Here is a 25,617-nt window from a genome sequence, read left to right as displayed (position 1 = left end):
TTCTTCAAAATCATTCATTTTTTACTTCAAAAGCTCTTGCACCATCGTAATTAAACCCCACATAAAAACTAACTTTAGTACCTTTTTGCTCATCATCACTATAGTGATTACAAGATGCTGGCTGATACATAACCTGAATACCACAGTTTTCAATTTCCAAATAGCCTTGAGTTCTGCTTATATATCTGACTACAGTTCCTTTTAATCTCCTTAAGTTTATAGGTTGTTCAGAAAAAAAAGATTTTTCTCTTGACCATTCACCTATTTGTCTGTGATTTAATAATATTGAATTTCCTGAATTTTCTCCAATCCACTCGAAACAAAATACTTTACTAAAAATTATATTGGAGCTTCTTTCTCTGATAATCCTTTGATATTTTTCATAATTACTTAAATTACTCTTGATATCATTTGTTGCTTCTACTCCAAACAGACACATTAAAATATAAGATGTTTCAAGGGATTCTTTCTTAAATTCCCACTCTTGGGCTTTCGGAATCAATTCAGTAGTATTAACCCCCAATCGTCTGGCTGCCTCAAACCATAACCTTAAATCTCTTGTTTCTACTTTATTTCTTAGATTTTCTTCATATAATTCTAAAATTTTCTTGAGATCTTTTCCTTTTGCTTTTTCCCAATCAAATTCATTTTTTGCCATATAAGCATATGCTATTTGTCTTCGGGCAAGATTTTTATCGGAACCTTGTTTATCCAATAATGATTTCCAAGCATTGATAATATCATCTTGAGAACCGAAAAATCGTAACAATTGATTTTCTTTTTCTTTTATTTTGGGATTTTCAAATTCCTGATTATAATCCCTATAATCACTTATTACCTCATTGGCTTGAGTTAAAATATTCCTGCATTTATTGTTTGCTGTAATAAATTTAGTATAGTCTTTTTCTGGGGTTTTAAGATTCGAGATTGAATATTCACATTCAATCATTTGTATTGCCATCTGGATAAAAGAAATATACCCGTGTTCTTTCTTTGGAGCGAGTTCTCTTGTTGTTTGAAATGCCTCACTTGCGTTTTCAAAATATGAAGCAATTTGCAAAGAATATGTTGAATACTCACCTTTGTTATTTTTACATCTATCTAATAGTCGGTATAACTCCATTCTATAACACATACCTTTTATGTGATAGAAAATGTACTCCTCTTCATCAATTTCGACAGCTTTTTCAATTGTTTCTAAGGCCTTCGGTAAGTCTAAATTTATACTATGGAGGCGTGAAAAATGTCCCCAAAAGTGAGGATTTTCATCAGGAAACTCTATAGTCAATACTTCAAACACTTCAAGGCGGTTATTATTATCTAAATCATTAATAAACTTTGAGAACAATTTTTTGTCATAAAGTTTATTTGAAAAATCAATCTCTGCTTCTTCACTATCATTATTTATACTTTCGATATCTCGCAGTATAAAAATGTTATGAAGGAGCTCTAACACTTGCTCATTTCTATTTTCAGAAATGTTACGTAATGAACCAATCAACTTAATGGCAAAATCTTTCAGAGAAAATGGATCTAATACTTTCCCTGAATCATTTGTACCTAATAGCTGCCTAAGAATACTATTAGCAATTAAGTGGTGCGATGTTCTCCAACTTAAGTCGTCTGTTTCAACAATTAGATCGTAAATTTTTTGATTTTGGGTGTGTTTTTTTAATCTAATATAATCTTCATTGATATCAAGAAAATTACTAATCACAAAATGAGGAACTTCCCGTAATTTTCCATTTGCATAGAATTGACAAAAAGCCAACAATTTCAATAAATCTTTCTCATTTTCTTTTAGTCCTTCTAGCCTTTTAGCTACATATTGATCAATAGTAACGTATTCTTCCTCGTTTGCGATTAAACCAAAATAAAAAGGATTCCATAAATTACTATCTTCTTTTAAGATATTCTGAAAATCAGCAGCCTTACCACTGTACTCTCTAGAAAACTTCTCAACAAAGCGATTTGCTTCATTGTTATCCAATGCTGCAGGTACATAAAATCTGTTTGTATTACTTAGAGGGGTAACAAAGGTACTTTCTGTTAGTAGAAAAATTGTCTTAGCAAGCTTATTCGCCGCAACTTTCTCCAAAATCTCTATCTGCTGTCTTGTTACATTTGAATTATCTATTATAACAAGGCTGGGAATTTCCGTATGTTTGTATATCTGCAACAATTTTTCCGATAACTGAGTCTCATTGTAACTGCTAATTGTTTCATTTAAGAACAATACAGGGAAGTCTTGGTAAATTTCATACGCAAGTCTTTTTGCGATAGTACTTCCTCCTGAACCGGCATAGTGAGTAAGGTAAATTAAGGTTGCTTCTTCCCGATTTTCAAATGAGGTGCGGATTTTCTTTATAATATCCTTAGTTATGGCTCTATCTACATCTTGGTGATTGTCTAATTCTTTCCAGTTAATGACTCTGCCTTGGTAAAAAGTTTTATCACTATTCACATCTTCCTGCTCACTTAGAATATTTAAGTGAATAATATGAAAATATTGTTTTACAGAGTTTACAGTTTCAATAGGCAGCTTTATATTTTTCCCTTTCGACGAATGACAAGGTAACAATATAGAATCAGAAGATCGTACAGAGTGCATTACATCTTCCATTTCTCTAAGCCCTTCGACGAGATTACTGAGAGATAATGAGCAGTTTTTACCGTCAGGAATTTCACTTATTAGATCAAGGAACTTTGAATTATCATCATTTGCAAAAATTATCTCCACTGGAGGAAGATTAGTATCCATATCCTTTATAGCATAAAGAAGCTCTCTAACTTTTTCTACATTTTTCGAAAGGACTACAATTTTAATTGTCTTTAAATTGAACGAATATTTTTTTGCATAATATTCCCTCATTAAATCTTGTACGTAACGACCATACATTCCTCGCCAGTCAGCAAATCTATTTGTCGCCACAAGGCTTTTTTGCCTTGTTTGTATACCTTGAGCATAGAACCAGAATGTAGTATTATCTGGAAAAATTGCAGTTATCTTTCCCCTGTCATCCGACGTATGAACGATTTGGTTAATAACTTGCGGAAACTTATTAAGAGAGCTTAAGGTATGGTATAATCCTTTAACATCTGAAGCCGTATCAAAATCAAAAACAAAGTCCCATTTAATATTTGCAAAATGGCCTAATTGATCAGTAGGTAATGAAAGATTATCAACAATCAAAAAATACGCCTGATTTTTTGAAAAATTTCCACAATGTTGTTTGAAAATATTCCATTCTGATATTGCTGATATATCTTGATTGTGAATAAGTTCTTTTTTTAACTTTTCACTGTATTTGGAAGCTACATATATATAGCAGGCAATAACATTTGTGATTAACTTTGGTAGTTCATCTTCTGAAATAGTTGGGTCCGTATGTCTTTGTGAATTAGCGATATCATAAGTCCATTTAAACCTTTCACTAAATGGGAATTTCCCAGCGATATCTCTAGGAGTATATATAGGCTTAGTGTTTGAATCAGTTTTGAAAAATTTTTTATGAGGTGCGTCAAACACTTCTCCATCGTTTGCAGCTAAAAAATCAGGGTCATTATATGTGTATTTATGTTTTTTAACAAAAGTCACAATTAGACCTTTCATTTTATCATTTTCTCCAGTCCATATCGTCTCGTTCGCAAGTTTATATATCCTTTTTAAATAAGTTTCAAACTTAATAGCCAAGGTTGATAATACATTGGGGTAATGATTGCCATCTTTTAGAATGTATCGAATTTTTAACACATTGCCAATTTGTTCCCGATCATCAATATCCTTATTCCCAATTTCTTTTTCAATAATGAGTTGAAAAATATCTAATACTCTTTCAAAAGAGCCATTGATGTTTAAATTCTCACTAAGGAAAAGAGGTTCAATATTTTTCTTTAATTCCGTTTTAATTTTTTGCCATTCAGTAGTGGTCAACATAATCAGTACAATTAAGCATTATATCTTAAATCACTTTCCCTCAATCAACCTTTCCAACTTCTCAATCATTTCCTTTTGCTGTTGCAGCATACGCTCATACAACTCAACCATTTTATCAAGAGGATTAAAACTAGGAGAGTTATTAATGATGCTGGCAAACTGCGGGCTAGAATGATCGTGATTATTAAAGGTGTTCGAAATTACATTTATAGCCGCTTCCTCATCAAAATTCTTAATGGCCTCCACAGGTATTTTCAAGGCCTCGGAAATTTGCTGTAACAGAGCAGTATCAATAGTCTCCTTTTGCTCTAACAAAGAAATCTTTTGCTGGTTCCAGTCTTCGCCCAGTTCGAAGGCCAGGGCGTCTTGCTTGATGCCGAGCATTTCGCGGAAGCGTTTTACGTTGCGGCCTTCGTGAATTTTTGGGTTTTTAGCGGCATGTGTCATCGTTTAAAATAGTTTTTGGTTATCATTACTATGGGCAAGTACTTCGCCATAATGGGGTGATTACAGGTCAGTAAAATTGCGTAGAAACAAAAGTAGTGTTTCTTTCAGAAAAAGAACGGTATAAAGATATGTAAAAAACATATAAATCGCTCACCAGCTACGGTAAAATACAAATTCACGGAGTGGGATACCTGCCGGCGTCAGTCAAACTTTGCAGAGACAAAACGGAAGTAATTATGAAACGAGTTCGCACCATCAAGATTTATGACAAGTATACCATCCGAGGGAAAGACCCTGAAATCCGGCTAACCGGTAAATGGCTGGAAGCCTGCGGGTTCAAAATCGGCCATCATGTAGAAATAGCTACCCGAAAGAATAAGCTGACCATTACCCTGATACCTGACAGCGGACCGGAGAAAGATTATATGACCCTTCTTAAAGGAGAATTACTTAAGAAATGGTCGAAGGAAGACAGGGTGGCAGAACGCAAGCGTTTATCAAGGGCGGGGGTGTGAGGTATTTTTGGGGAAGGGTTTTAAACTGATAGTTCTGGTTCTTAACAGCTTGATTAGAAAATTTTGTACTATGATACTCGTTTGAGGTAGGTTGTACAGGCTCGGTTCTCTAGAGCTTCGCTCGCAAACTTCGCACTATCGTTCTCGTTTGTGCTCGAACTGACAAGTAGCAGTCGTTTCTGTCAGTTCGAGCGTAGTCGAGAACCACGTGAGTAGAAAGCTATCTTAAATATTCAAAGTACTCCTACCTCCGCATCGCTTCAGCCACTTCCACCGGCAAATCCGATTCCAGTATATCAGCGCCCGCAGAGAATATACTGCGATAAGCTTCAGCGCGTGCCTGAGGGTCTTTCAGCTTGTCGTAGACCGGGGCGGCGGAGATCATACATCTTACGCCGCGGGCATGGAGGAGGTCATACATCTTTTTGTTTTCGGGCTTGTTTTCGGAGCCGATGTAGGCGATCATGTTTTTCCAGGGGATGCCGGCGGCTTCGTATTCTTTCAGGGCTTCTTCGGTTTTTACGAAGGCGCTCATCATGCGTTTGGGGTTATCGCGGTAATAAAACAGGGCCTGTTCGGCGGTGTGTACCGTTACCATCATGTAGGTGTCGGCCTTGTTTTTACGGATGATTTCGGTGATCATCTGCATGGGTACATCTTTCTTGTCGAGATTCAGGACGGTTTTGCCTTTGGCCCAGTCCATGGCCTCTTGCAGGGTGGGAATCCTGTAGGGAGTGAGGTTTCCTTCGGCGTCTTTCAGGCGGAGTTTTTTTATTTCTTCCCAGGTGTAGTCGGCCAGCTTGCCGGTGCCGTCAGTGGTGCGGTCCAGTGTGGCGTCATGCAGGAGAACGATCACGCTGTCTTTGGTCAGGCGGGGGTCGATCTCGAAAAAGGCCGGGGTATGATTCAGGACATATTCGAAGCCTTCGATAGCGTTTTCCGGGTAGCCGGCGATGTGCGTGCCGCGGTGCCCGCTGATGATCTTCCGGCCGTCATCGGGGTGGCCGAACCAGGCGCTGATGGCTTTGAAGTTTTTGAATTTCAAGCGGTGCTTTTGCGCTTCGGAGGAAAAGGTTACGCAAAGGAGGGTCAGGAGTGATAAAAAAATCTTGTTCATAGTATAAAAAAAGTTTCGAGTTCCGAGTACTTAGTTTCGAGGGGTATTCCGGAAGGGCTGGTACAAAAATGAACTACAATTTAGAATTCAGCAATTCCAGCGTGAATCCTTCATCATGACTTAACGTAAACCGTGTAACGGAGGAGTTCTGCTGCACGATGCGCCGGTAGTTGGCCAGAGGCATGCCCAGCTTGTGCGCCATAAACAGGCGGTTTACCCCGTTATGGGCTACCACCAGGAAAGTACCCTCCCGGTGCGTACCCAGCAACTCTTCAAAAAAGGCGTCTACCCGGGTCACTACTTCCTGCCCGGTTTCTCCGTTTACCCCGGCTCTATTAGTCGAGGGGTCCGCACTCCACTTTTCCCACGAGTCGGGGTGTTCTTTCGTAAACTGCTCACGGGTTTTGCCCTCCCACAGTCCGAAATCAACTTCAATGAGGCGGTCATCTTTGGTGACCTTCCTGCCCGATACAATCTGCGCGGTCTCATAGGCCCGCAGCAGCGGTGAAGAGTAAACGCCCATAAAAGTTACGCCCTCCAGCTGCCGGCGTACGGCCTCGGCCTGAGCCCGCCCTTTGGCATTCACGGGGATATCGGTACGGCCGCAGTAGCGGTTATTTTGCGCATTAAAATCGGTTTCTCCGTGTCTTAAGAGGTAGATGGTCAGCATATTTTTAGCTATTAGTTATCAGCCGGGCGACGCTTCGCCGTCAGCAATCAGCTTTTAGTTCTTAATTGCCAGCCGGGCTGAGGGTTAAAGGATGTTTCTTTTTTTGAGTTCAACAATAAAATTACAGTAGCCCCACTCGTAGTTACTGATCATAGACGGCACAGGTTCCACCACTTTTTCGGGCCTGATCATGGCCTCTGCAGCTTCCGAAAGCGAGGCATAATAGGTACCCGATGCCGCCAGAACCGCAGCCCCTGCTGCACCGGAAGTATTTTTCATTTTTTGTACCGGCACCTGCAATACCGTGCTTCGGATGCTCAGCCAGACGTCGCTGTTGCTACCGCCCCCGGCAGAAAATACACGGTCTACCCTTTCGCCCGAAAGCTCGCGGATGCGCTCATAGGCATATCGTTCCACATAGGCCACGCCTTCCATGCAGGCGGCAAATAGTTCTTCCTCTTTCCAATCCTCATTCCAGAAACCTGCAGCTTGCGGGGCGAAGAAAGGGAAGCGCTCGCCTTTTTGGAGCAGCGGCCAGGCCGTGAGCCCGGTAGGAATGAGCTCCGCAGCTTTAGCATTCAGTGCGGCCAGATCACGGTTTCCGAAGAGTTTTGTTACCCAGTCGGCACCGGTATTGCTGGCTCCGCCGGGCATCCAGTAGCCTTCCGGGTGGCGGTGGTTATAAATAGCGCCGGTTTCGTCGCGAATTTCGTTCCGGGTCACCCCTTTGATCACCAGCGTGGTGCCGATGGTGGTATTCCACTGCCCGGGCTGCACCGCGCCGGAGGCCACCTGGGAAACACAGCCGTCGGTCATGCCGGTGGTGACGGTGACATTGGCCGGCAATCCCCATTTTTCAGCGAGGTCTTTTCGGAGCGGCGCTATCGGTGTGCCGGAAGGCTTTACCTCCTGCAGCCATTCCTTGCGAATGCCCAGCCCGGAAAGATATTCCGGCCAGGTCAGATGATGCAGGTCGAAGCCAGATTTGAGGGCATTAGTATAGTCGGTTACGGCATACTCACCGCACAAACGGCCGGTGATAAAATCGGACGCATGGATAAATTTGGACAGCTTCTCCGCCTGCTCCGGGAAATGATCCAGGAACCAAAGCATTTTGGGCAGTCCGCTGGAGGTATTGAATGCCCGGTAGCCGGGAATCCGGTTTTCTTCTGCGGCGGCTTTGCACCGGGCAGCTTCTTCTCCCGACCGCTGATCGCTGTACATGAGGGCAGCATGGAGCGGGTGGCCGTCTTTGTCTATTGGGATGATGGTGCCGGAGGTGGAGGTTACGGCTATGGCTTTTACGAGTGATAGGTCAATGGATGGGCGGGCTTCGTTTAAAACGGCTTCCATCAAGAGGGAGGTTATCTCCCACCATTCTTGCGGCGATTGCTCTTCCCGGGAGTTTTCGGTGAGGGCAAAGGCCTGATCGTGGGCAGAGATAAGCTTACCAGCTTCGTCAAGAAGCGCTACCCGGGCGCCCTGGGTGCCTATGTCTACCCCTATAAAATATGTCTTGTTCATTTTTATTAGTTCTGGGTGTAGGGACATTGGTGTCTCTACGTAATTTTTTGGCTGGTTTTCGAGTTACCTGGTTTTCCACAAGCTGGGCCGCGCAGGCTTGGTTCTCGACTACGCTCGAACTGACAGGAGCGGCTGCCACTTGTCACCTCGAGCGTAGTCGAGAGGCGCATTAATAACGGAAACCCGAAACTTGACAACAAAGTTGATATTTCACAACTTCACCTCCCCCTGTTTCCTGAAAAGTGTACGCACACCTGCCCAGTTACTATACAGCCCCTTATAATATTCCTCCTTATCCGTCTGCGGTTTTGCACTCAGGTAATCCGTAGGTATCGCCGCTGACGGTAGCCCCAGCGCATCATTACAGTGCAACGCCGAGCCGATTACCGTAGCCTGCTCAAAACCGGAGCGTACCCGCACTTCCTTTCCGGTCATATCGGCGATCAGTTGCCGAAGGGTAGCGCTCTGAAGTCCGCCGCCGCAGGCCCATAGATAGGTTTCGCGGTGCCCGGCGCATTCAGCCAGTACTTTGTAATTTTCTACAATGGAAAAGGCAATATCCACCAGGCTGGCCCAGACAAAGCTGCTGCGTTTCAGCTCGTGGGTGACCGGTACATGGAAAACAAATCCGCCGGTAGTTACAGGCGATTTCTCCGATGCGATCAGCGATCCCAGACTGCCCACGCAGTTATCATATAAATTCTCACTCAGCTCTTTTTCGATGACGTCATACGACTCATTCGGATAAAAAACTTCCTTCAACCGCTGGTAATTCAGACCAGTCACTCCGGCGTTGGCTTCGAAAACGAAGCGCCCCACCTCAATGTCGCGGCTGGTCCAGGTACGTTGCTCGTCATCGGTCAGAAAGCCCCCTTCCAGTTTCACCACCGGTGTGGTGGTTCCCGATACCAGGATCACGTCGCCGGTATGCGGCCGGGTGCTTTTAATGGCCATCTGGGTATCGCCGCCACCTACTACAGCCTTCACGTGTTCACCCAGTCCCCAGTCGGCGGCTACGTCGGCCTTCACCTCTCCTACCACTTCGCCTGACGAGCGCAGCGGCGACAGAAGCTCTTCCGCAATACCGTACCGGCTGCACAGCTCCGGGCTCCAGCTTCCTGCCGCCACATCGTACAGCAGGGTTTCGGAGGCCTGCGAGTGCTCGTACACCGCCACCCCGGAAAGCGCCCAAAGCGCCCAGTCGCTGATGCTCAGAAACGTTTCCGCTTCCTGCCACAGCTCCGACCGTTTTTCGCGTATCCCGATCAGCTTAAATACCGAAAAAAGAGAGGTAGGATATCGGCCGCTCAGGGCATATACCCGGCCTTTATCGCCGAAGGCATCTTCCCATTCGCGTCCGCGGTGATCAATGTTCGGCATACCGATCAGGGCCTTGCCGGTTTTGCTGATCAGCACAATGCCCTCCCGCTGGCTGGTAGACGTCACCGCCAGCAGCTTTACCTCGCCGGCTTGGGAAAGCGCCTTTCGGGTCAATGCCTTCAGTGTATCCAGCAGTTCATCCGGCTTAAAAAAGATGGAATCGGGGAAAAGCGTATCACGGTGATAAATGATATCCGCCCGCTCCACGCTCAGGATTTCGCCCGACGGCGTCACCACGGCCGAGCGTACATTTCCGGTTCCTATATCGAGTACTAAATAAGCTTGTTTCATGTTTGTATTTTTTAGCTTTGAGCTATGAGCTGTGAGCCGGGAGGATGATCTTCTCCTGATATTCCACCAGGTCGTATGCTGCTAGCAGCCAGTCAATCTCTCATAGCTCATAGCTCACTGCTCTTAGCTCTTTCAAATTCTCTCTAATATCTGACGGTTCGCAATGCGTTTCGGATTCACCTCTCCCTTCTCAAACCATTCCGACAGCGCTTCATTCATGATCCGTACGTGATGGTCTTCTACCTCGTGCGTAGCGCCGGCGATATGCGGCGTGGCCAGCACATTTCCGGAACGGATGATCTTGTAATCCAGCTCATCGGGCGGCTCTTGGTCAAACACATCCAGGATAGCGCCGCGGATCTTTTTCTGTTCCAGCACCTCGTACAGCGCATTCCGGTCCACCACCACGGCCCGGGCCGTATTGACAAAGATAGCCCCGGGCTTCATTAAACGAAACAGGTGTGCATTGATCAGCCCTTTGGTTTCGTCTGTTACGGGTAAATGTACCGACACAATGTCGTTTTCCGCAAACACTTCCTCCAGGCTGCTGTTTTTATAGCCCGGGAAAACGGCTGGATCCACGTAAGGGTCGTAATAGGCGATCTCGCAGGGGAAGTCTTCTATCCGGGCTGCAATCAGTTGCCCGATGGCCCCAAAGCCCACAAAGCCCACCTTTTTCCCTGCCAGCTCATTTCCTTTAAAGATGAGGTAGGATGTATGCGCGCCTTCGTCCCATTTGCCTGATTTCAGCCATTCGGTAGCAAAGACCGTATCCCTCAGAAAAGTGATCACATTGGCAATGAACAGCTCGGCCACTGCCTGGGCGTTCCGCGCCGGGGTATAAAACACGGGGATATGGTGCAGGCTGGCGGTTTCCAGCGATACATTGGAAGGCGTACCCCGGCAAACGCCTATAAATTTCAGGTGCGGGAAAGCATTAATCACCTTTTCTGTTACGTGGTCATGCTCTGTAATGAGGGCTTCCGCGCCCGACTCGTGCAGAAGCGCCAGCAGCTCCTCTTCGTTAAAGGCCCTGCCATTCACTTTCCACGGCCGGTACACCGTTTCTCCCAAAATCCGGTTTAATTCTCTTAATCCTCCTTCGTTATATGGCGAAGTTACTAGTACTTTCATAATCTATTGGTAAATAATGTTTATTTAGCTTTCAGCTTAAAAATTAGTTCCGGGTACTTAGTTCCGGGTGGATAGTTGTCAATTATCCATTGTCAATTTTCAATTCTTTGGCTCCCGGAATCGTAATAAAACGGGTTAGCACGGCGCTCAGGAAATAAAGTCCTGCCAGTATCCACACGACCCCTTCGGCTCCGGTACTTCCTATAAATATTCTTACAATGGCTGGGCCGGCAAAAACGGCCAGTCCCGCGCCCAGGTTTAACACCGACATGGCCGCGCCCTTATCTTTCTGCACCAGTGAGGGCACCAGGGCCGACAGCGGCACATAACCCGCCAGGCAGGCGCCCCACAAAATACCGGCAGCCAATACCAGTGCGTAGCTGCCTCCGCCTATCTGCGGCGAATAATACAACAGCAGCGTGGTAAGCCCGCACCCTACCCCGCCGAACCAAATAATGGTCTTCTGCCAGCCCATCCTGTCGCCCACAAACCCGAAAATGAGGTTAAAGGCGATATTGCTGGTAAAAATCGTTCCCCAGATGTACAGCCACTGGGTGGTATTAAACCCGTGCGACTCCATGTATACCGGAAGAAATACCGGGAAAGCAAACTGGGCGGTGGTATTGATCACCCGCACGATTCCCCCCAAAGCCACCTTGGGCTCTTCTTTCATAATGGTCAGTCCTTTGAGCAGCTCCTGCCACTTGCTGTTGGCCGAAGCTGTATTGGCCGGAAAACGGGCTTTATTAAATACCAAAGCCAGCAAAGCCCCGATGAGCACCCACAGTACCGCGCTCCACAAAGCGCTGATATGGCCCAGCTTTTCAATGGCCCAGCTGGAATAAAAGGCACCGAATACATTCAGTCCGCCGGTGAACACAAACCAGAACCAGCCTACTGCCCGCCCAAGCGATTCCTGGGGAACTACATAGGAGATCCAAACCAGGAAAGAGTAGGCAAACAGCGGGTAACCAAAGCCCCGCAGCGCATATGTGATATAGAGCGTTGTAATATCCAGTGAACCCAGTCCGCGGGAAATAAACAGCACCGTACCGATCAGGTATATCACCAGCCCCAGCAGCATGGTGCGCCGTGGGTTCAGCGTCTCGGTCAGCACGCCTGAAAACCAGGAAGAAATGGCAATGGTCACCCCATACAGCGTAAAAAGAGTAGCCGTTTGCTGGATGGTCAGGCCGCGGTCTATCAGGTAAGGACTGAGCCAGCCCTGTTCCATGCCATCGCCCATCATAAAGATGAGGATGCCCAGGTAACCCCACAGCAGGTTGGCCGGAAGGCCTATTTTATTGGCAAGATTATTCATTCTTTAGTACAGTTTATCTTCATAAAAACTCCGGCTTAAAAGACTATCGTGGAGGTAACGGGTAAATGGTCTGACGGATAGCGGTCACCGTTATACATATCCGATAATACTTTGTAATCTCCCACCTTAAAATGGCGGCTCAGAAATATAAAGTCGATCCTGTATTTGGGAGCACCCTGGAACACCCCTCCTGAAAATGCGGTCTCTTCTACCCCTTCTACCGGCTTTTGGGTAATGTCACGGGCATCGTTAAGCACCTCCTTCACCGCAGTGACCTGGGGAGAGCCTGGAGCCGAATTAAAATCTCCCGTACAGATCACGGGGGTGTCGCCGGCTATCTCCCTGATCTTTCGGGCCAGAAGCGGGCCTGATTCGGCCCGGGCTTCTTTAAGCCGCCAGTAAAAATGCGTATTGAAAAAATAAAACTCCCTGCCTGTTTCTTTAACCCTGAACCTGATCCATTGCCCAATGCGATGGTCAGAAGCATCCCAGCCCACACTTTGCACATCGGGTGTCTGGCTGAGCCAGAAAACACCACTGTCCAGCACTTCAAAGAGCGCCGTACGATAAAATATTGCACAGTTATGCTGATTGGCAGAAACCACTCCATACGAATGGGCCAGGTAGTCAAACCCTGCCAGGCGTTGCTTCATATCGGCCAGTTGTCTTTCGCCTCCTTCCTGCGTTCCTACGATATCAAAACCGTGTGTAGTAATCACTTTCACCAAAGCGTCTTTTCGCAGGTCCCACCCGTTTCCCGACTGTTCGTCAGCCTGGGTAGCATACCGGATATTATAGGTAGCCACCCTAAAGCGACTATCGTTATTCCACAGCATTAAAAGTACCAAACCTATCCGCAGCAAGCTCATCATTCAATAGTTAGGGTATAAGAATCATCGATCAGGAAATTTCCAGGTCAGACTGTACAAAGAAGTGGTCACTCGGGTACACGCCACCGATATCGTCCCGGATGATTTCTGCTGCCACCGGTTTAACTTTCCCCCGGTACCAGATAAAATCGATCCGTCCGCCTGACGCTGCCTTTTCGTATTTCATTCCTTTGAAGGCGTGCCCGGTAAAGCCGATCTCTTTCTGACCATACAGGGTTTCCAGCGCATCTTTCCAGCCTTCTTCCCGTGCTTTTGTAAAAACAGGACTCTCAAAACGCGAGTTAAAGTCGCCGGTCAGGATCTGGTTAAATTCAGGCAGGTATTGCTTGCTTTCTTCTATCACCATCTTCAATTGCTGTAGCTTGGCCTCTGCCGATACGTGGTCGAGGTGGAGATTGATCACCCGGAATTCTTTCCCGGTGGCTATTTCTTTCAGCCGCACCCAGTTGGCATGGCGTGCCCGGGCGGTATCCCACGATTTGCTTCCTGCCACCAGGGGCGTTTCCGACAGCCAGTAGGTACCGGCGGTCAGCAGTTCGTATTTTTTCTTTGAAAAGAGAATAGGATTCTTCGCAATGCCGTGATAGCCGGTGGGATGAGCGTCCATTTCCGGGCCATCAAACCCGATCAGCTGAAAGTCTTTAAAGTATTTCTTAAAATCGTCTGACTGGCTCTTTAAAACTTCCTGGAGACAGATGATGTCCGGCTTGCGATTACGGATGATCTTCAGGCAGATATCGCGTCGCGACGACCAGCCCACTCCTTTCTCCTCGTCTTCGTCCAGTGCTACACGAATGTTACAGCAGAGCACGCGGTGCGTGACAGCGGTCGCTGCAAAAGTTTCTGTACCGGCCATTGCTACAAGGGGAAAGGCCGAAAGTGAAAATTTCAAAAAATTTCTCCGTTCCATCGTTTATTCGTTTACTTCTTCAAAATCACGCAGGAAAGCCCCGGATTCTACCAGTTCTGCCTGCAATTGCTCTACCGAAACCTCTCCTACCGGCACGCCTGTCCGTATGGCCAGTTTTGCGGCCCTTCCGGCTGCCTCGCCCATGGCCATACACGGCGCCATCACCCGGATAGCCGACATGGCCTCATGCGTGGTAGATATGCTCCGGCCGGCCACAATCAGGTTTTTCACCTTTTGAGGAATCAATGAGCGGAAGGGAATATCGTAGCAGTCTCCGCACCATACCAGCGTACAGCCGCCACCCTGCGGATGGTGGATATCCAGCGGGTAGCTGGCCACCGCAATGGCGTCTTCAAAATGCCGGCAGCTCAGGATATCTTCCTGGGTCATGGTGTACTGCCCGTTGATCCGGCGGGTTTCCCGGATACCCACAAAGGGCGCCGTTTTCAGGAAGTAGGCATTTTCAAAGCCCGGAACGTACTCAATCAGGTATTTCTGGATATTGTGAATCTGGCGGCGGCCCTCGGTTTCACCGTGGCTGAGGCTCTCCGGATCGGTACCGTTTACGCCGTTAATGCGGGTCATGTTGATCCAGGCTTCACCCTTCCGGAGTCCGGTGATGATGATGGTGCGCTCTACGGGCAGGTGAAGGCCTTCTTCGGCGGCTTTCTGGATCAGGCTGCGGAGGCCCACCACGATGAACTGGTTGTTTTGCCCGAAATATTCCGCCGGGATAAAGTCGGTCAGGTAGGTACGGGGCTCTTCGGCAATGCTCAGCCTTAGCTTTTCCGTATCTACCCCGCCCAGGCAGAACATTAGGGTGGGCGGTTGTACGCCGCCGGTTTCGTTGCCGTATTCACAGGGCACGCCTGAACGGTAGGCCACGTCGGCATCCCCGGTACAGTCGATAATGGTTTTCGCCAGGATGGCCTCTCGACCCGCCTTGCTTTCAATGATGATGCCTTTCAGATCATCGCCTTCCATGATCGCATCCGAGCAGAAGGTATAGAACATGACCTCCACACCGGCTTCCTGCAGCATCTCCAGGGCTACGGTCTTCACGGCTTCCGGCTCTACGAGGGTCAGGCTCATGTGCAGCGGGCACGGCCGGTGCTCGCTGGAAGCATCCACTGCTTTCAGGCGGTCAATAAATTTCTGGGGAATGCCTTTGATGATCTGGTTGCCTTTCTGGCCCAGGAAACCCAGGATAGGCAGGCCGATGGTCATGTTACCGCCGAGGAAGCTCCGGCTTTCCAGCAGCAAAACGTTCAGGCCGTCTTCTACCGCTGCCAGGGCCGCGGTGATGCCGGACGGGCCACCGCCCACTACCAGCACATCTACTTCTTTTCTTACCTGTATCTCCCGTGCGGGCTCTGTGATTGTCTTTTGTAGGTTTGACATTGGTTATGTTTTATCTAAATTTTTATCTTTTATTCTGTTTTTCTTGCTATGCCGGGTCTTTCCTTCCGCACCATCACCCACAGCAGCAGCACCGCCAGCGGATGCATCACTGCCATGGCCAGGAATATCTTTTCGGCACCCATGGTACCCATCATTTGTCCCACAAAGTAGTTGAACAACACCGCACCTACCGCGCCAAAGCCCCCGGCAATGCCCAGCACACTGGCCACATTCGCCACCGGAAACGCCTCAGCGATCACCACGCTCAGCGAGAACAGCCAGCTCAGGCAGGCCACCGCCACCAGGCTGAAGAGCAGGATGGTCACCCATGGCCCCGACAAATACGGCGTTACCGCGCAAAGAGGAGCAAGCACCGCCACCGTGGTCAGCATGATCTTCCGGGCGCGCAGCGGTTCCATGCCTTTTCTCACCAGCCGGTCTGACCAGGCTGAGGTACCTATAGCGCCTAAATCCGCGGCCAGGAAGGGAATCCAGCCGAACATGCCCACCTGCGCCAGGGTAAGGCCCGATTCTTCCTGCAGGTAGCCGGGCAGCCAGAACAGGCAGAAATACCAGACGGGATCGCTCACAAAACGGATCAGGATAACGCCCCAGAGGCTGCGGGTCTTCCATAGTTCTGCCCAGCGGAATTTCACCGTGCTGTCTTCCTGGCTTTCCTCCGCACCGGTTATGCCGGCCGGCGGTTCCCGGTAAACCAGCTTCCAGAGCAGGGCAATGAAAAGCCCGGTTATACCCATGGCCACAAAGGCCATTTTCCAGCTGTAGGTAATGGCCAGCCAGGCAATCAGTGGCGGAGCAATGATAGCACCGATACTGCTGCCGGCCACGCAGAAACTGTTGGCCGTGGCCCGAAGCTTACCCGGAAACCAGACGGTCACCACTTTGATCTGGGCCGGGAAATTAGTAGGCTCGGCCATGCCCAGCATGCCCCTGAAAAAGCCAAACTGCTTTACGGTGGAAGAAAGGCCGCCGCCCAGACAGGCCAGCGACCATACAATGATGCCGTAAAACATCACCATCTTCTCACCGAATTTATCAACCATCCATCCCGTTACCGGATACATGGCTGCATAACAAATGGTAAAAATGTTGACAATCACCGCATACCCTTCGTCGTTCAGTGAAAACTCGGTTTTCAACATGGGTTTCAGAATAGACACCAGCTGACGGTCCATGTAATTAAATACGATGGCCACGAAAACCACGGCGATGATGAGCCACCGGCGGGTATCAGGGCGGATGCCTGTGTATGCGTTATTTATCTTCATAGGTCAAAAGTTCTGAGTTCCGCGTACTTAGTTCCGAGTGTAAAAACCGGCCCTCCGTAGTTGGAAATCTATTAATCCAGCGTCATCACAAATTCATTTTTGGCATCTCTCTTCCACGCATGCTGCTGCGTAACCGGCGAGATGGCAAAAAGCGGAGAGAAAGTCTTTACTTTCACTGTCTTGTTATCCGGCAAAAATTCCATGATTCTCAGCCAGCCGTCACCGCCGTTTCCGTCCCGGTGTCCGCCGCCATAGCTTTGGGCATCAAAAAGCATCTGGTGAACATTCTTCCCGGCTTTGTTCTTATCGGTTCTGTATCCTTCCCCTGAAATATGGCCGCACAGAACCATGGAGAAATTCACAGACGGATAAACCAGTTTCTCCCAGATCTGCTGCCCGTTATTCGACTCCGGCAGCGTGATCCGGTCCGATTTCTCCACCACTTTATCCACGTAATAGGGTTGGTACATAAACCATTTATTTTCACCCGTGGTACGCTCATTTTTCGTATTCAGGTAGGCATGGGTCACCAGCACGATCCGGTGATTTTTGTACTGTTCCATACCGGCCACCCGCTTTGCCCAGCTGATTACGGTATCGCGGGGTGCATATTCCACGGTCATGAACAGGTAGTCTTTGCCGTTCAGCGACTTCAGCTCAAGAGCCGAGTTTTCCAACGTATGAATATCCTGCACGTTCCGGGTATTCTGCACCAGGTGTTTGGTATTCAGGAAGTTTTTATCGGCCGGAAAATATTCGGGATAACGGGTGGTTCTTAAACCGTCTTTATTGATGGAATAGTCGTGATTACCAGATGCCGCCAGGTAAGGTACCTTCCCGTCCAGCCTCTTGAAGGAATTAGAGATATACTCCCACTGGCGCGGCGCCGATGTATTTCCGTCAATACCGGGCACCACAATATCATCCAGCTCCACCAGGTCACCCGTACAAACCACCATCCTGACGTTCAGACTGTCGAGATTTTCCTCTATCCAGGCCATCATCAGGTCAAAAACCGGTTGATTACGGGTCCATTTTACATAGTTCTGCGGATCAGGAATCATGATCATCGACCAGGAGTCTTTGTTCTCCAGCCGGGGTTTTACATAGGTCTCCTGGGCGTATCCTCTGCCGGCCAGGAGGAGAAACAAAACGAAAACGGCAATCTTTTTCATAGTCAATCAGGTTAAATAACGGGTTTGTCCGTACATCGGACAAACCCGCTTAGAAAACGATCAATATCCCGGATTCTGTGTCAGATTCTTATTGGCATTTATTTCTGCCAGCGGAATCGGCCAGTATTCGTCTTTGTTGGTTTTGTAAACCACCTGCTGGGTATTGAAATATTTTAACGCCTCGGTTGAATTGTAGACCGGCGTATAATTTTCGTCAATTTTTACCAGCACCGCTTTCTTCCAGGGAGTGGCCGCCCGGTTCAGGTACAATACCCCGTTCATAACATCCTGGGCAATGCCCCATCTCCGGATATCGTACCACCGCAGGCCGTCGTCAGCTAGCTCTACTTTTCTTTCGTAGCGCAGCGCCGTTCTCATCTCCGCCTGGTTGAGGCCGCTTTTCAGGTCGGGCATCCCGGCCCGTTTCCGGATCTGGTTAATGGCATCGTATACGGAGGCGTCAATAGCATTGGCTTCTATCTTGGCTTCCGCATAGATCAATAATAGCTCGGCAAAACGGAATATCCCGCAGTTCATATCCGATACCCCGGAAACAGAGTTCAGGGCATAATCAGCTATATCCGAATGCTTTCTCCACAAATACCCGCTGAAAGAACGGTAGGCATTGGTAGCGTCGGTATTGGCTACCTGGGAAGGGCTGCTGCTTTGCCCGTTAATTACCGGCCAGTAGTTATTCACCCGTGTAAAGCTGGAATGTGGCTCAAACTGGATGCCCAGCAGCCGGGAATGCGGGCGTACGCAGTAGAGGTCCAGCCGGGGGTCGCGGTTCACAAAAGGATTCTCGGCATCGTACAAGGGCGACTGGTCTATGGGCAGCCCGTCAATGGCCTGGAACGAATCGATCAGGTTCTGGGTGGGTCCCCAGTAGCATACTCCTTTGCCCAACCGGGACCCCATAAAGTAGCCCTGGTTATGGGTATTCCCGCTGATGGATTTATTGTATTCGGCCACCCATATCCATTCCTTGCTGGATTTATAGCCTTCGTATCCGAAGATATTGGAGCTTGCCGGCTCACCCACATCATAGGTTTTGTTGGCAAAGCTCTTAGTCGCATTGAACGGGGTCAGTTCATAGACCCCTTTCGACAGCTGGATGGCTTTTGCCGCGGCTTCTGCCGCCACGGTATACTGCTTGCTGTACAGAGCCACACGCGCTTTGAGCATATAGGCCACCACGCTTCCGGCCCGTACGTTCCCGTAAGCCGACTGCGATGCCGGCAGCTTATCAGCCACGGCGGTCATTTCATCAATGATCCATTTCTGAATTTCACTTTTAGGCGTGCGGGGCACGTCAGTTTCTCCGAGCTTAAGCCCATGGGTTACCAGGGGCACATCGCCGTACAGCTCGATCAGCTGAGAATAGGCATACGCCCGGATCACCCGCAGCTCGGCGTTCAGCTGGTTATAAGCGGCCTCCTGCATGGTAGATTTAATGCTCTCCAGGTTATCCAGTACCGAGTGACACCGGGCAATGGTCTTGTAATGAACCTGCCAGGGCTTGATAGCCAGTGCATTGGTGGTGGTCAGCGAGCTGGTGATCGGCGAAGTATAGTTTTCACCCGGACGCGCATAACCGATATCCGTAATGTTATCCATCACGTGCCAGATAGGCGTAGAGGCCGCATCCAGCAGGGTAAGTCCCTTGTAGGCTCCCAGCAGGCCCATTTCCGCCTCCTGCTGCGTGGCAGGGAAAGTACCCGTAGTAGGCCCGTTTAGCGGAAACCGATCCAGTTCACAGGACGTGAAAGCAAATAAAGCCAGCGTAAGTATGATTATCTTTTTCATGTTCTGTTTAGAATTTAATATCAAGTCCTATTGAATAAACTTTTACCTGCGGATAGAAATTTCCGCCCCCCAGTGACACCCCGTCAGCAGCATCGGCATTATAGGCCACCTCCGGATCATATCCCTGCCAGAACTTGGTAAAGGTGAGGATATTCTGCCCGTTCACATAAATGAGCGCCTTATTTAATTTCAATTTGCTGATCACATTTTTCGGTAAAGAATAGCCTAATTGTATATTCTTAAGCCGCAAGTAGGAGGCATCTTTCATCCAGAAAGTAGAATTCTGCTGGTTGTTTGCCGAGGTGGTGGACAGACGGGGCAGTGAAGCATCGGGGTTTTCCGGTGTCCAGTAATCCAGCTGCCAGGGTTTGATAGAGCTGGAATTGATGGTAGGAATAACGTAATGCGAGTTCAGGTAGCCGTTCGCCTTTCCTACGCCTTGCAGGAAGAGATTCAGGCTCAGCCCTTTCCAGCCCAGGTCCAGGTTTGTCCCATAGGTATACCGCGGAATGGTACTTCCGATCACCACCTTGTCGTCATCGGTGATTTTACCGTCAGGAATCGGGTTACCCGCCGCATCAAAAGCCCCGGCGATGTCCTTATACCGGATATCGCCCGGTTTCAGGGTACCGAACTGCGTAGGGCCGGCATCGATTTCCGCCTGGTTCTGGTACAATCCGTCGGCCACAAGGCCAAAAATAGAGTTCACGGCGTAGCCTTCTTCCTGTCTTAGCAGCGTTCCTGAAGTCTGGCCTTTCATATCCACAATTTTGTTTTTAACATCCGAGATATTGAAGCCCACGCCCAGCTTGAAGTCGCCCCAGCTGTCATCATAATTCAGTCCCAGTTCCCATCCTTTGTTACTTACTTTTGCGGCGTTCTGGTAAGGCGCATTTAAGCCGGTCAGCTGCGACGTGTACAGCGTAAGCAGGATGCCGTCAGTCATTTTATCGTACCAGTCGGCGGTAATAGAGAACTTATTGAACAGGGTAGCGTCCAGCCCGATGCCCTTCATGGTGGTTTCTTCCCACTTCAGATCCGGGTTAGACATCGTATTCAGGGTCACCAGCTGGTATATTTTTTCAGCCATAGAGATACTACCGATGGCCAGGGTTTCAGCAAAAGGATAATACGAGCTGCCGATGTTCTGGTTACCCAGCTTACCCCACGAAGCCCGGAGTTTCAACTGGTTAAAAATAGGACGGAGGTCCTGCATGAACGATTCTTCGGAGATCCGCCAGCCGGCTGAAAACGAAGGGAAAGACGCCCAGCGATTGGCTTTAATGAAGCGGGAGGTTCCGTCGTAACGGATATTGGCCTCGAAAAGATAGCGGTTGTCAAAATCATAATTCAGCCTGCCGAAGGTAGACACCAGGAGCCATTGTGCCTGGGTTCCGTCGTTATTACGGGTCTCGTTATCGGCTCCGGCCGTCAGCACCTCATAGGTATCGTACGTAAAATCTCTCCGGTAGCCCATCAGGTATTTTTCATCGTAGGTCTCACGCGAGGCGCCCCCCAGGATACTGAAGTTATGCTTGCCCCAGTTCTTAAAGGCAGAAGCCAGGAACTGGTAGTTGCCGAAGTTATACCGGTAGGCCGTTTCCGTTAATTCGGTAAATGTATTAGCCGCACCGGACTGGCTGCCGTCATCGTTATAGGTCATGATGCTCTTAACAAAATTATGCGTATTGGTGGTCCGGTACCGCGGCGCCACTACCCCGGTAAGGTTAAGCCAGCTCAAAGGCTTCCAGGTAGCGCTGAAGTTGGCCTGCAGCTCCATGGTGTTGGCTTTCCGGTTACCGCCCTCATTGATCATGGCTACCGGGTTAATGTTCACCCATCCTTCTGACCACAGGCCGTTTCTGCGGATGGGAATATTGGTAGGCATCCGGCCCAGGTAGTTCCAGATAGTTCCTTCACTGGCGATCTGCAGGCGATCCCCTTTGGTATACGACATATCCATTTTCAGCGACAGCTTGTCGTTCACCTTGATATCCATATTGTTCCGCAGGATATAGCGTTCGTACCCGGTATTTTTGATGATACCGTCCTGGTTAATGTAGCTGAAAGAAGGCATGATCCGGATTTTATCGGTATGGGCCGACAGCGACACAAAATGATTCTGGGTAAAGCCGGAACCGTTCAGAATGGCCTTCTGCCAGTCGAAATTATCCGGATCTGCCGCAAATTTCTGCCTGAAATCTTCAATGGCCTGGTCGCTGTAAAGCGCATAGCCGTTATCATTCATGTTGGCTTCGTTAAAAACCCGCATGTAGGTCAGCCCGTCGGTCACTTTCGGTATATTGGTGGCTGACTGCCAGCCCACGTAATCGCGGTAATTCACTTCCATCTTACCGGCAGCGGCTCTTTTGGTCGTGATCAGGATCACCCCGTTAGCCGCCCGTGAACCGTAAATAGCGGCAGATGCGGCATCTTTCAGCACAGAGATGGATTCAATGAGGTTAATATCGATCTGGTTGATCAGTCCGGGCACGCCGTCAATCAGTACCAGAGGGTTACTGTCGGACCCGCCGAACGAGTTGATCCCCCGTATCCGGATCTGGCCGCCGTCTGCACCGGGAGAACCCGTTTGCGAGGTTACCGTAACCCCGGGCGCTACTCCTTGCAGAGCATTGGAAGTGGAAATAATGGGCCGTCTTTCCAGTTGCTCACCCCCTATAGCCGACACGGCCCCTGTCAGGTTTACTTTCTTTTGAGTACCGTACCCTACTACCACCACTTCTTCCAGCGACTGGGTATCTTCTTCGAGAATAATGGTGAGGTTACTCTGGTTGGTGATGGCTACTTCCCGGCTGATATAGCCGATAAAGGAAACCAGCAGCACATCTCCTTCTTTCGCGGCCAGCTGGAACTTACCGTTGACATCGGTCATGGCAGCGGTGTTGGTCCCCTTCACCACCACGTTTGCCCCGATCACGGGCTCATTTTTTTCATCCGTAACCACGCCGGAGATCCGGTTCTGTGCGAATGCGCCTGAAAAACAGGATAAGATGCATATCAAAACCAGAATTACTTTCGGCGGGTGAAAGCTTTTTCGTTTTAATAAAGAGTTCATCATAAAATAAAAAAATTAAGGTTAATTGATAACATTCTCCATTTGTGTGAACGTCACCTCCGGATGTCCTGTTCTTTCTCTGTAGAGCTGCCGTTTCAAAGGCCGGGCGAACTGCTCAGAAAATAGAAATATTCCAACACAAAAGATGATCTATTTTATTTCCACTACAAATGAAAGCACAAAACAAAAGAAAACAAAACAAAATGAAACATTTTTTAATCTTTTTTAATCATTTAATAATATTCAAATGAAATAATTAATGATTTAATCTTGTAAAGCGACGAAAAAGTCGATTTTTTAACTTATAATTGCTTTCATTTTATTTCAATTAGACAGCATGACGATCACCGAAAGGCATCAGTATATACTGGCAGAACTACAGAGTAAAGGAAATATCAACATACAGGATCTTTGCGACCACCTGGAGGTTTCAGGCGTAACGCTACGGAAAGACCTGAAAATACTGGAAGAGAAAAACCTGCTTTTCAGAACCCACGGCGGCGCCGCCCTGAATAACCCCTATGCCATAGAAAGGCCCATCCACGAGAAGCAGCATATCAACAGCCATGAAAAGCAGCGGATCGGACGGGCGGCCCTCTCGATCATCGGTGGGAACGACTGCCTGATGCTGGGTTCCGGCACCACCATTTTTGAATTTGCGCGGCAGCTGAACCCGGCCCATCCTGTAACAGTAATTACCCCTGCATTAAAAGTAGGGATCGAACTATCCGACAAACCCAATATCGAGGTGCTTCAGCTGGGCGGACTGATCCGCCAGAACTCCTCATCGGTAGCGGGTAATTTTGCGGAATATATGCTGGAAAGTGTGTCGTGCGGTATTTTGTTCCTCGGAGTAGACGGCATCGATCTGGATTACGGCTTCACCATCAGTAACCTCACGGAAGCCGGTCTGAACCAGAAAATGATCAGCACCGCCCAGTCGATAGCCATCCTGGCCGACCACACCAAATTCGGCCGCAGGGGCATTGCCAAGATCTGCGACCTGGAAACGGTACGTTACGTAATTACGGATTCACTGGCTCCACGGGAGAGCGTTACGGCACTGGAGGAGATGGGGATCCAGGTGATTATGGGGTGAGGATTATGAAGAAAGCAAGTAACAGAATTAAAGCAATAACAGATTTCCAGACCGTTTATTTCTTCAAGCTCATGAAGAAATCATGCAAGGTTACTTTATCTCTAAATCTTCTTCTGATATTTGTTCTAAATTTCCTTTAAAGAATTGCGGGGGTATATTAAGAGTACCTGTCACATTACCCAAATTAGATGTCAGCGTAGAAATGAATGCCCGTATATACGGAAACATAATGGCAGGTGCATTCATGTTAATGAAATTATCACGCATTTTTTCATCAATAACATCATTTAATTCGAAGTTACCTATTGCTACAATAAACAGGTTGAATGCCTCATGGGCCGAAACATTCACTTCCTGAATTATCTTAAAGTGATCCTTGGAGCCTTTCGAGAAAAAAACCTTCGGCTCTATCTTTATATTAATATCCTGATTATCAACTATTTTCTTTTCGGAATGAAAATTTACAACCGGAAAATCAACACTCAAAAATCTCAGTTTGACTTGTGTTTCGGTACTCATTTTATATGGGTTTATGCAGCAAGCATATAGTCATCATCAGAATAATAATCCTGCGTGAAGTTTTGAGTATTACTATTCCTGACGATGTGTTCTTTTGATTGTGTAATTGCTGTTTTATTTGAAGGAATATTTTTAAAAATACCTTCCTGCAAACCGGAGACGTACTTCTTAAGTCTTCTGTTAAGAAGCCATGAAGTCATAGATTCTGTGGTTTCCCTGAATAGGGCTTCATCCAACTGTCTCTCTAATAATTCTAAATCTAACATAAGCTTAACCGATTTATATCACTCTTTCAGATGCTTTGAGTACAAAATTAGAAATAATTTCGTGATTATATACAGCTATCTGGATTCGTTTTCTGAATGCCACAGTTCTTACTTTTCTCTTTTTACCATGCCTGTATGTAATAGGCTTAACAAATGATTTTTCCTGGTTTGCAGGTAAGTCTTGAAATTGTATATAATCAATTTGTGGCCAGACATGCCTGTCTTTTATATAATCATTCAATTCTTTTAATGTAGGCTTTTCGTGCGTTTTTACCAGTATTTTCTTAGCAATCTTCTCGAGCTGTTTAATCCAGAAATTGTAATGAGTCTCATTAAATACAGTATCTAAAAAACTATTTGAATGGATGTCACAAGCGTAAACTTCAAAATAGCCGGTTGCCCTTTTTGAATTATGGCCCCAGTCATGAGCATCGGATTCTTCTTTCCAAAAATAAAAGGCCTCTCCCAACCAGGCGTCATCCCTTATACAAAGCAGTGGAAACGCCAAAATATTTTTTCGTTTTTCCTGAGTGTGGTACAGCGTCATGTGAAAGTGTTGATAGTTGGGTTAAATTGAAACAACTAGCCCGTATGTGCTGTCAAAAACGTAATTATAACGGTTTTGCAAGTCGGATACCATTCTCAGTTAAAGTTTGAGCAGAAATCTCTCCCTTCAAATAAGAGCGCACCAACCTCTTATTGGCTACAAGCTTAGCCAACGAGTTGATAACAGTTTCCTTATTTATTCTTTTAATATTCATGATCTTCAGGCGATTACCTTCGGGTAAAATTGTGTACTTTCCTGCAAAACACCACTTCTCCTATAATTAGTTCCCCCATTACATATAAA

At 47.5% G+C, this 25,617-nt stretch carries 20 protein-coding genes; 2 read left to right on the top strand and 18 right to left on the bottom strand.

Going from position 1 to position 25,617, the window contains the following annotated elements:
• Positions 1-10: 10 nt before the first annotated feature.
• Entirely contained in the window at positions 11-3,937 is a 3,927-nt protein-coding gene (locus tag AB2U10_RS11810; RefSeq protein WP_367914783.1) for a P-loop NTPase, read from the bottom strand.
• Between the two features lie 30 nt (positions 3,938-3,967).
• Entirely contained in the window at positions 3,968-4,384 is a 417-nt protein-coding gene (locus AB2U10_RS11805) for a helix-turn-helix domain-containing protein (protein WP_367914784.1), read from the bottom strand.
• 236 nt (positions 4,385-4,620) lie between these two features.
• Between AB2U10_RS11805 and AB2U10_RS11800 the strand changes: the two genes are divergently transcribed.
• Complete coding sequence (locus tag AB2U10_RS11800) at positions 4,621-4,899, top strand: SymE family type I addiction module toxin (protein ID WP_367914785.1); 279 nt, start codon at positions 4,621-4,623, stop codon at positions 4,897-4,899.
• A gap of 244 nt (positions 4,900-5,143) precedes the next feature.
• Here the strand turns inward: AB2U10_RS11800 and AB2U10_RS11795 are convergent, their stop codons facing one another.
• From AB2U10_RS11795 to AB2U10_RS11735, 13 genes are all read right to left on the bottom strand, one after another.
• Positions 5,144-6,016 carry a glycerophosphodiester phosphodiesterase family protein gene (locus AB2U10_RS11795; protein ID WP_367914786.1) on the bottom strand — a complete coding sequence of 291 codons (873 nt, stop codon included), beginning with the start codon at positions 6,014-6,016 and terminating at the stop codon, positions 5,144-5,146.
• Between the two features lie 73 nt (positions 6,017-6,089).
• Entirely contained in the window at positions 6,090-6,686 is a 597-nt protein-coding gene (locus AB2U10_RS11790; protein ID WP_367914787.1) for a histidine phosphatase family protein, read from the bottom strand.
• Between the two features lie 84 nt (positions 6,687-6,770).
• Entirely contained in the window at positions 6,771-8,210 is a 1,440-nt protein-coding gene (locus AB2U10_RS11785) for an FGGY-family carbohydrate kinase (RefSeq protein WP_367914788.1), read from the bottom strand.
• 210 nt (positions 8,211-8,420) lie between these two features.
• Entirely contained in the window at positions 8,421-9,881 is a 1,461-nt protein-coding gene (locus AB2U10_RS11780) for an FGGY-family carbohydrate kinase (protein WP_367914789.1), read from the bottom strand.
• A 132-nt stretch (positions 9,882-10,013) separates the two neighbouring features.
• Positions 10,014-11,015, bottom strand: coding sequence for a 2-hydroxyacid dehydrogenase (locus AB2U10_RS11775; protein ID WP_367914790.1), 1,002 nt, complete (start codon positions 11,013-11,015; stop codon positions 10,014-10,016).
• A gap of 82 nt (positions 11,016-11,097) precedes the next feature.
• Complete coding sequence (locus AB2U10_RS11770; protein ID WP_367914791.1) at positions 11,098-12,336, bottom strand: MFS transporter; 1,239 nt, start codon at positions 12,334-12,336, stop codon at positions 11,098-11,100.
• A gap of 35 nt (positions 12,337-12,371) precedes the next feature.
• Positions 12,372-13,208, bottom strand: coding sequence for an endonuclease/exonuclease/phosphatase family protein (locus AB2U10_RS11765; RefSeq protein WP_367914792.1), 837 nt, complete (start codon positions 13,206-13,208; stop codon positions 12,372-12,374).
• Positions 13,209-13,236: 28 nt separating this feature from the next.
• On the bottom strand, positions 13,237-14,082 hold the full coding sequence (locus AB2U10_RS11760; RefSeq protein WP_367914793.1) for an endonuclease/exonuclease/phosphatase family protein: 846 nt from the start codon (positions 14,080-14,082) through the stop codon (positions 13,237-13,239).
• A gap of 57 nt (positions 14,083-14,139) precedes the next feature.
• A complete protein-coding gene (locus tag AB2U10_RS11755) occupies positions 14,140-15,537 on the bottom strand; it encodes an FAD-dependent oxidoreductase (protein WP_367914794.1) in 1,398 nt (465 codons plus the stop codon).
• A 29-nt stretch (positions 15,538-15,566) separates the two neighbouring features.
• On the bottom strand, positions 15,567-16,826 hold the full coding sequence (locus tag AB2U10_RS11750; RefSeq protein ID WP_367914795.1) for an MFS transporter: 1,260 nt from the start codon (positions 16,824-16,826) through the stop codon (positions 15,567-15,569).
• Positions 16,827-16,897: 71 nt separating this feature from the next.
• Entirely contained in the window at positions 16,898-18,001 is a 1,104-nt protein-coding gene (locus AB2U10_RS11745; RefSeq protein WP_367914796.1) for a metallophosphoesterase, read from the bottom strand.
• 60 nt (positions 18,002-18,061) lie between these two features.
• Entirely contained in the window at positions 18,062-19,807 is a 1,746-nt protein-coding gene (locus AB2U10_RS11740; RefSeq protein WP_367914797.1) for a RagB/SusD family nutrient uptake outer membrane protein, read from the bottom strand.
• 7 nt (positions 19,808-19,814) lie between these two features.
• The gene (locus tag AB2U10_RS11735; protein ID WP_367914798.1) at positions 19,815-22,886 is read right to left on the bottom strand and encodes a SusC/RagA family TonB-linked outer membrane protein; all 3,072 of its coding nucleotides are present in this window, start codon (positions 22,884-22,886) and stop codon (positions 19,815-19,817) included.
• A gap of 334 nt (positions 22,887-23,220) precedes the next feature.
• Here AB2U10_RS11735 and AB2U10_RS11730 point away from each other — a divergent pair, with 334 nt between their 5' ends.
• Complete coding sequence (locus tag AB2U10_RS11730) at positions 23,221-23,982, top strand: DeoR/GlpR family DNA-binding transcription regulator (RefSeq protein WP_367914799.1); 762 nt, start codon at positions 23,221-23,223, stop codon at positions 23,980-23,982.
• A gap of 90 nt (positions 23,983-24,072) precedes the next feature.
• On the opposite strand, the gene AB2U10_RS11725 is transcribed toward AB2U10_RS11730, so the two are convergent.
• From AB2U10_RS11725 to AB2U10_RS11715, 3 genes are read right to left on the bottom strand one after another with little or no spacing between them, the layout of a single operon-like run.
• Positions 24,073-24,501 (bottom strand): protein-export chaperone SecB, encoded by a 429-nt coding sequence (locus tag AB2U10_RS11725; protein WP_367914800.1) that lies wholly within the window; start codon positions 24,499-24,501, stop codon positions 24,073-24,075.
• 11 nt (positions 24,502-24,512) lie between these two features.
• Positions 24,513-24,767, bottom strand: a complete 255-nt coding sequence (locus AB2U10_RS11720; protein WP_367914801.1) for a hypothetical protein — start codon at positions 24,765-24,767, stop codon at positions 24,513-24,515.
• Between the two features lie 13 nt (positions 24,768-24,780).
• Positions 24,781-25,314, bottom strand: a complete 534-nt coding sequence (locus tag AB2U10_RS11715; protein ID WP_367914802.1) for a hypothetical protein — start codon at positions 25,312-25,314, stop codon at positions 24,781-24,783.
• Positions 25,315-25,617: the final 303 nt, after the last annotated feature.

It is taken from the genome of Leadbetterella sp. DM7 (assembly GCF_040829825.2).
Lineage (GTDB): Bacteria > Bacteroidota > Bacteroidia > Cytophagales > Spirosomataceae > Leadbetterella.
The sequence above is the reverse complement of the archived record's forward strand: the minus strand, read 5'-3'. Positions and strand labels throughout refer to the sequence as shown.

Excerpts from the sequence above, each read along its gene's own strand:
- AB2U10_RS11750 (WP_367914795.1), bottom strand. The coding sequence starts at position 16,826 with ATGAAGATAAATAACGCATACACAGGCATCCGCCCTGATACCCGCCGG.
- AB2U10_RS11745 (WP_367914796.1), bottom strand. The coding sequence starts at position 18,001 with ATGAAAAAGATTGCCGTTTTCGTTTTGTTTCTCCTCCTGGCCGGCAGA.
- AB2U10_RS11805 (WP_367914784.1), bottom strand. The coding sequence starts at position 4,384 with ATGACACATGCCGCTAAAAACCCAAAAATTCACGAAGGCCGCAACGTA.
- AB2U10_RS11755 (WP_367914794.1), bottom strand. The coding sequence starts at position 15,537 with ATGTCAAACCTACAAAAGACAATCACAGAGCCCGCACGGGAGATACAG.
- AB2U10_RS11715 (WP_367914802.1), bottom strand. The coding sequence starts at position 25,314 with ATGACGCTGTACCACACTCAGGAAAAACGAAAAAATATTTTGGCGTTT.
- AB2U10_RS11785 (WP_367914788.1), bottom strand. The coding sequence starts at position 8,210 with ATGAACAAGACATATTTTATAGGGGTAGACATAGGCACCCAGGGCGCC.
- AB2U10_RS11795 (WP_367914786.1), bottom strand. The coding sequence starts at position 6,016 with ATGAACAAGATTTTTTTATCACTCCTGACCCTCCTTTGCGTAACCTTT.
- AB2U10_RS11760 (WP_367914793.1), bottom strand. The coding sequence starts at position 14,082 with ATGGCCGGTACAGAAACTTTTGCAGCGACCGCTGTCACGCACCGCGTG.
- AB2U10_RS11725 (WP_367914800.1), bottom strand. The coding sequence starts at position 24,501 with ATGAGTACCGAAACACAAGTCAAACTGAGATTTTTGAGTGTTGATTTT.
- AB2U10_RS11780 (WP_367914789.1), bottom strand. The coding sequence starts at position 9,881 with ATGAAACAAGCTTATTTAGTACTCGATATAGGAACCGGAAATGTACGC.
- AB2U10_RS11740 (WP_367914797.1), bottom strand. The coding sequence starts at position 19,807 with ATGAAAAAGATAATCATACTTACGCTGGCTTTATTTGCTTTCACGTCC.
- AB2U10_RS11800 (WP_367914785.1), top strand. The coding sequence starts at position 4,621 with ATGAAACGAGTTCGCACCATCAAGATTTATGACAAGTATACCATCCGA.
- AB2U10_RS11790 (WP_367914787.1), bottom strand. The coding sequence starts at position 6,686 with ATGCTGACCATCTACCTCTTAAGACACGGAGAAACCGATTTTAATGCG.
- AB2U10_RS11735 (WP_367914798.1), bottom strand. The coding sequence starts at position 22,886 with ATGATGAACTCTTTATTAAAACGAAAAAGCTTTCACCCGCCGAAAGTA.
- AB2U10_RS11770 (WP_367914791.1), bottom strand. The coding sequence starts at position 12,336 with ATGAATAATCTTGCCAATAAAATAGGCCTTCCGGCCAACCTGCTGTGG.
- AB2U10_RS11775 (WP_367914790.1), bottom strand. The coding sequence starts at position 11,015 with ATGAAAGTACTAGTAACTTCGCCATATAACGAAGGAGGATTAAGAGAA.
- AB2U10_RS11730 (WP_367914799.1), top strand. The coding sequence starts at position 23,221 with ATGACGATCACCGAAAGGCATCAGTATATACTGGCAGAACTACAGAGT.
- AB2U10_RS11765 (WP_367914792.1), bottom strand. The coding sequence starts at position 13,208 with ATGATGAGCTTGCTGCGGATAGGTTTGGTACTTTTAATGCTGTGGAAT.
- AB2U10_RS11810 (WP_367914783.1), bottom strand. The coding sequence starts at position 3,937 with ATGTTGACCACTACTGAATGGCAAAAAATTAAAACGGAATTAAAGAAA.
- AB2U10_RS11720 (WP_367914801.1), bottom strand. The coding sequence starts at position 24,767 with ATGTTAGATTTAGAATTATTAGAGAGACAGTTGGATGAAGCCCTATTC.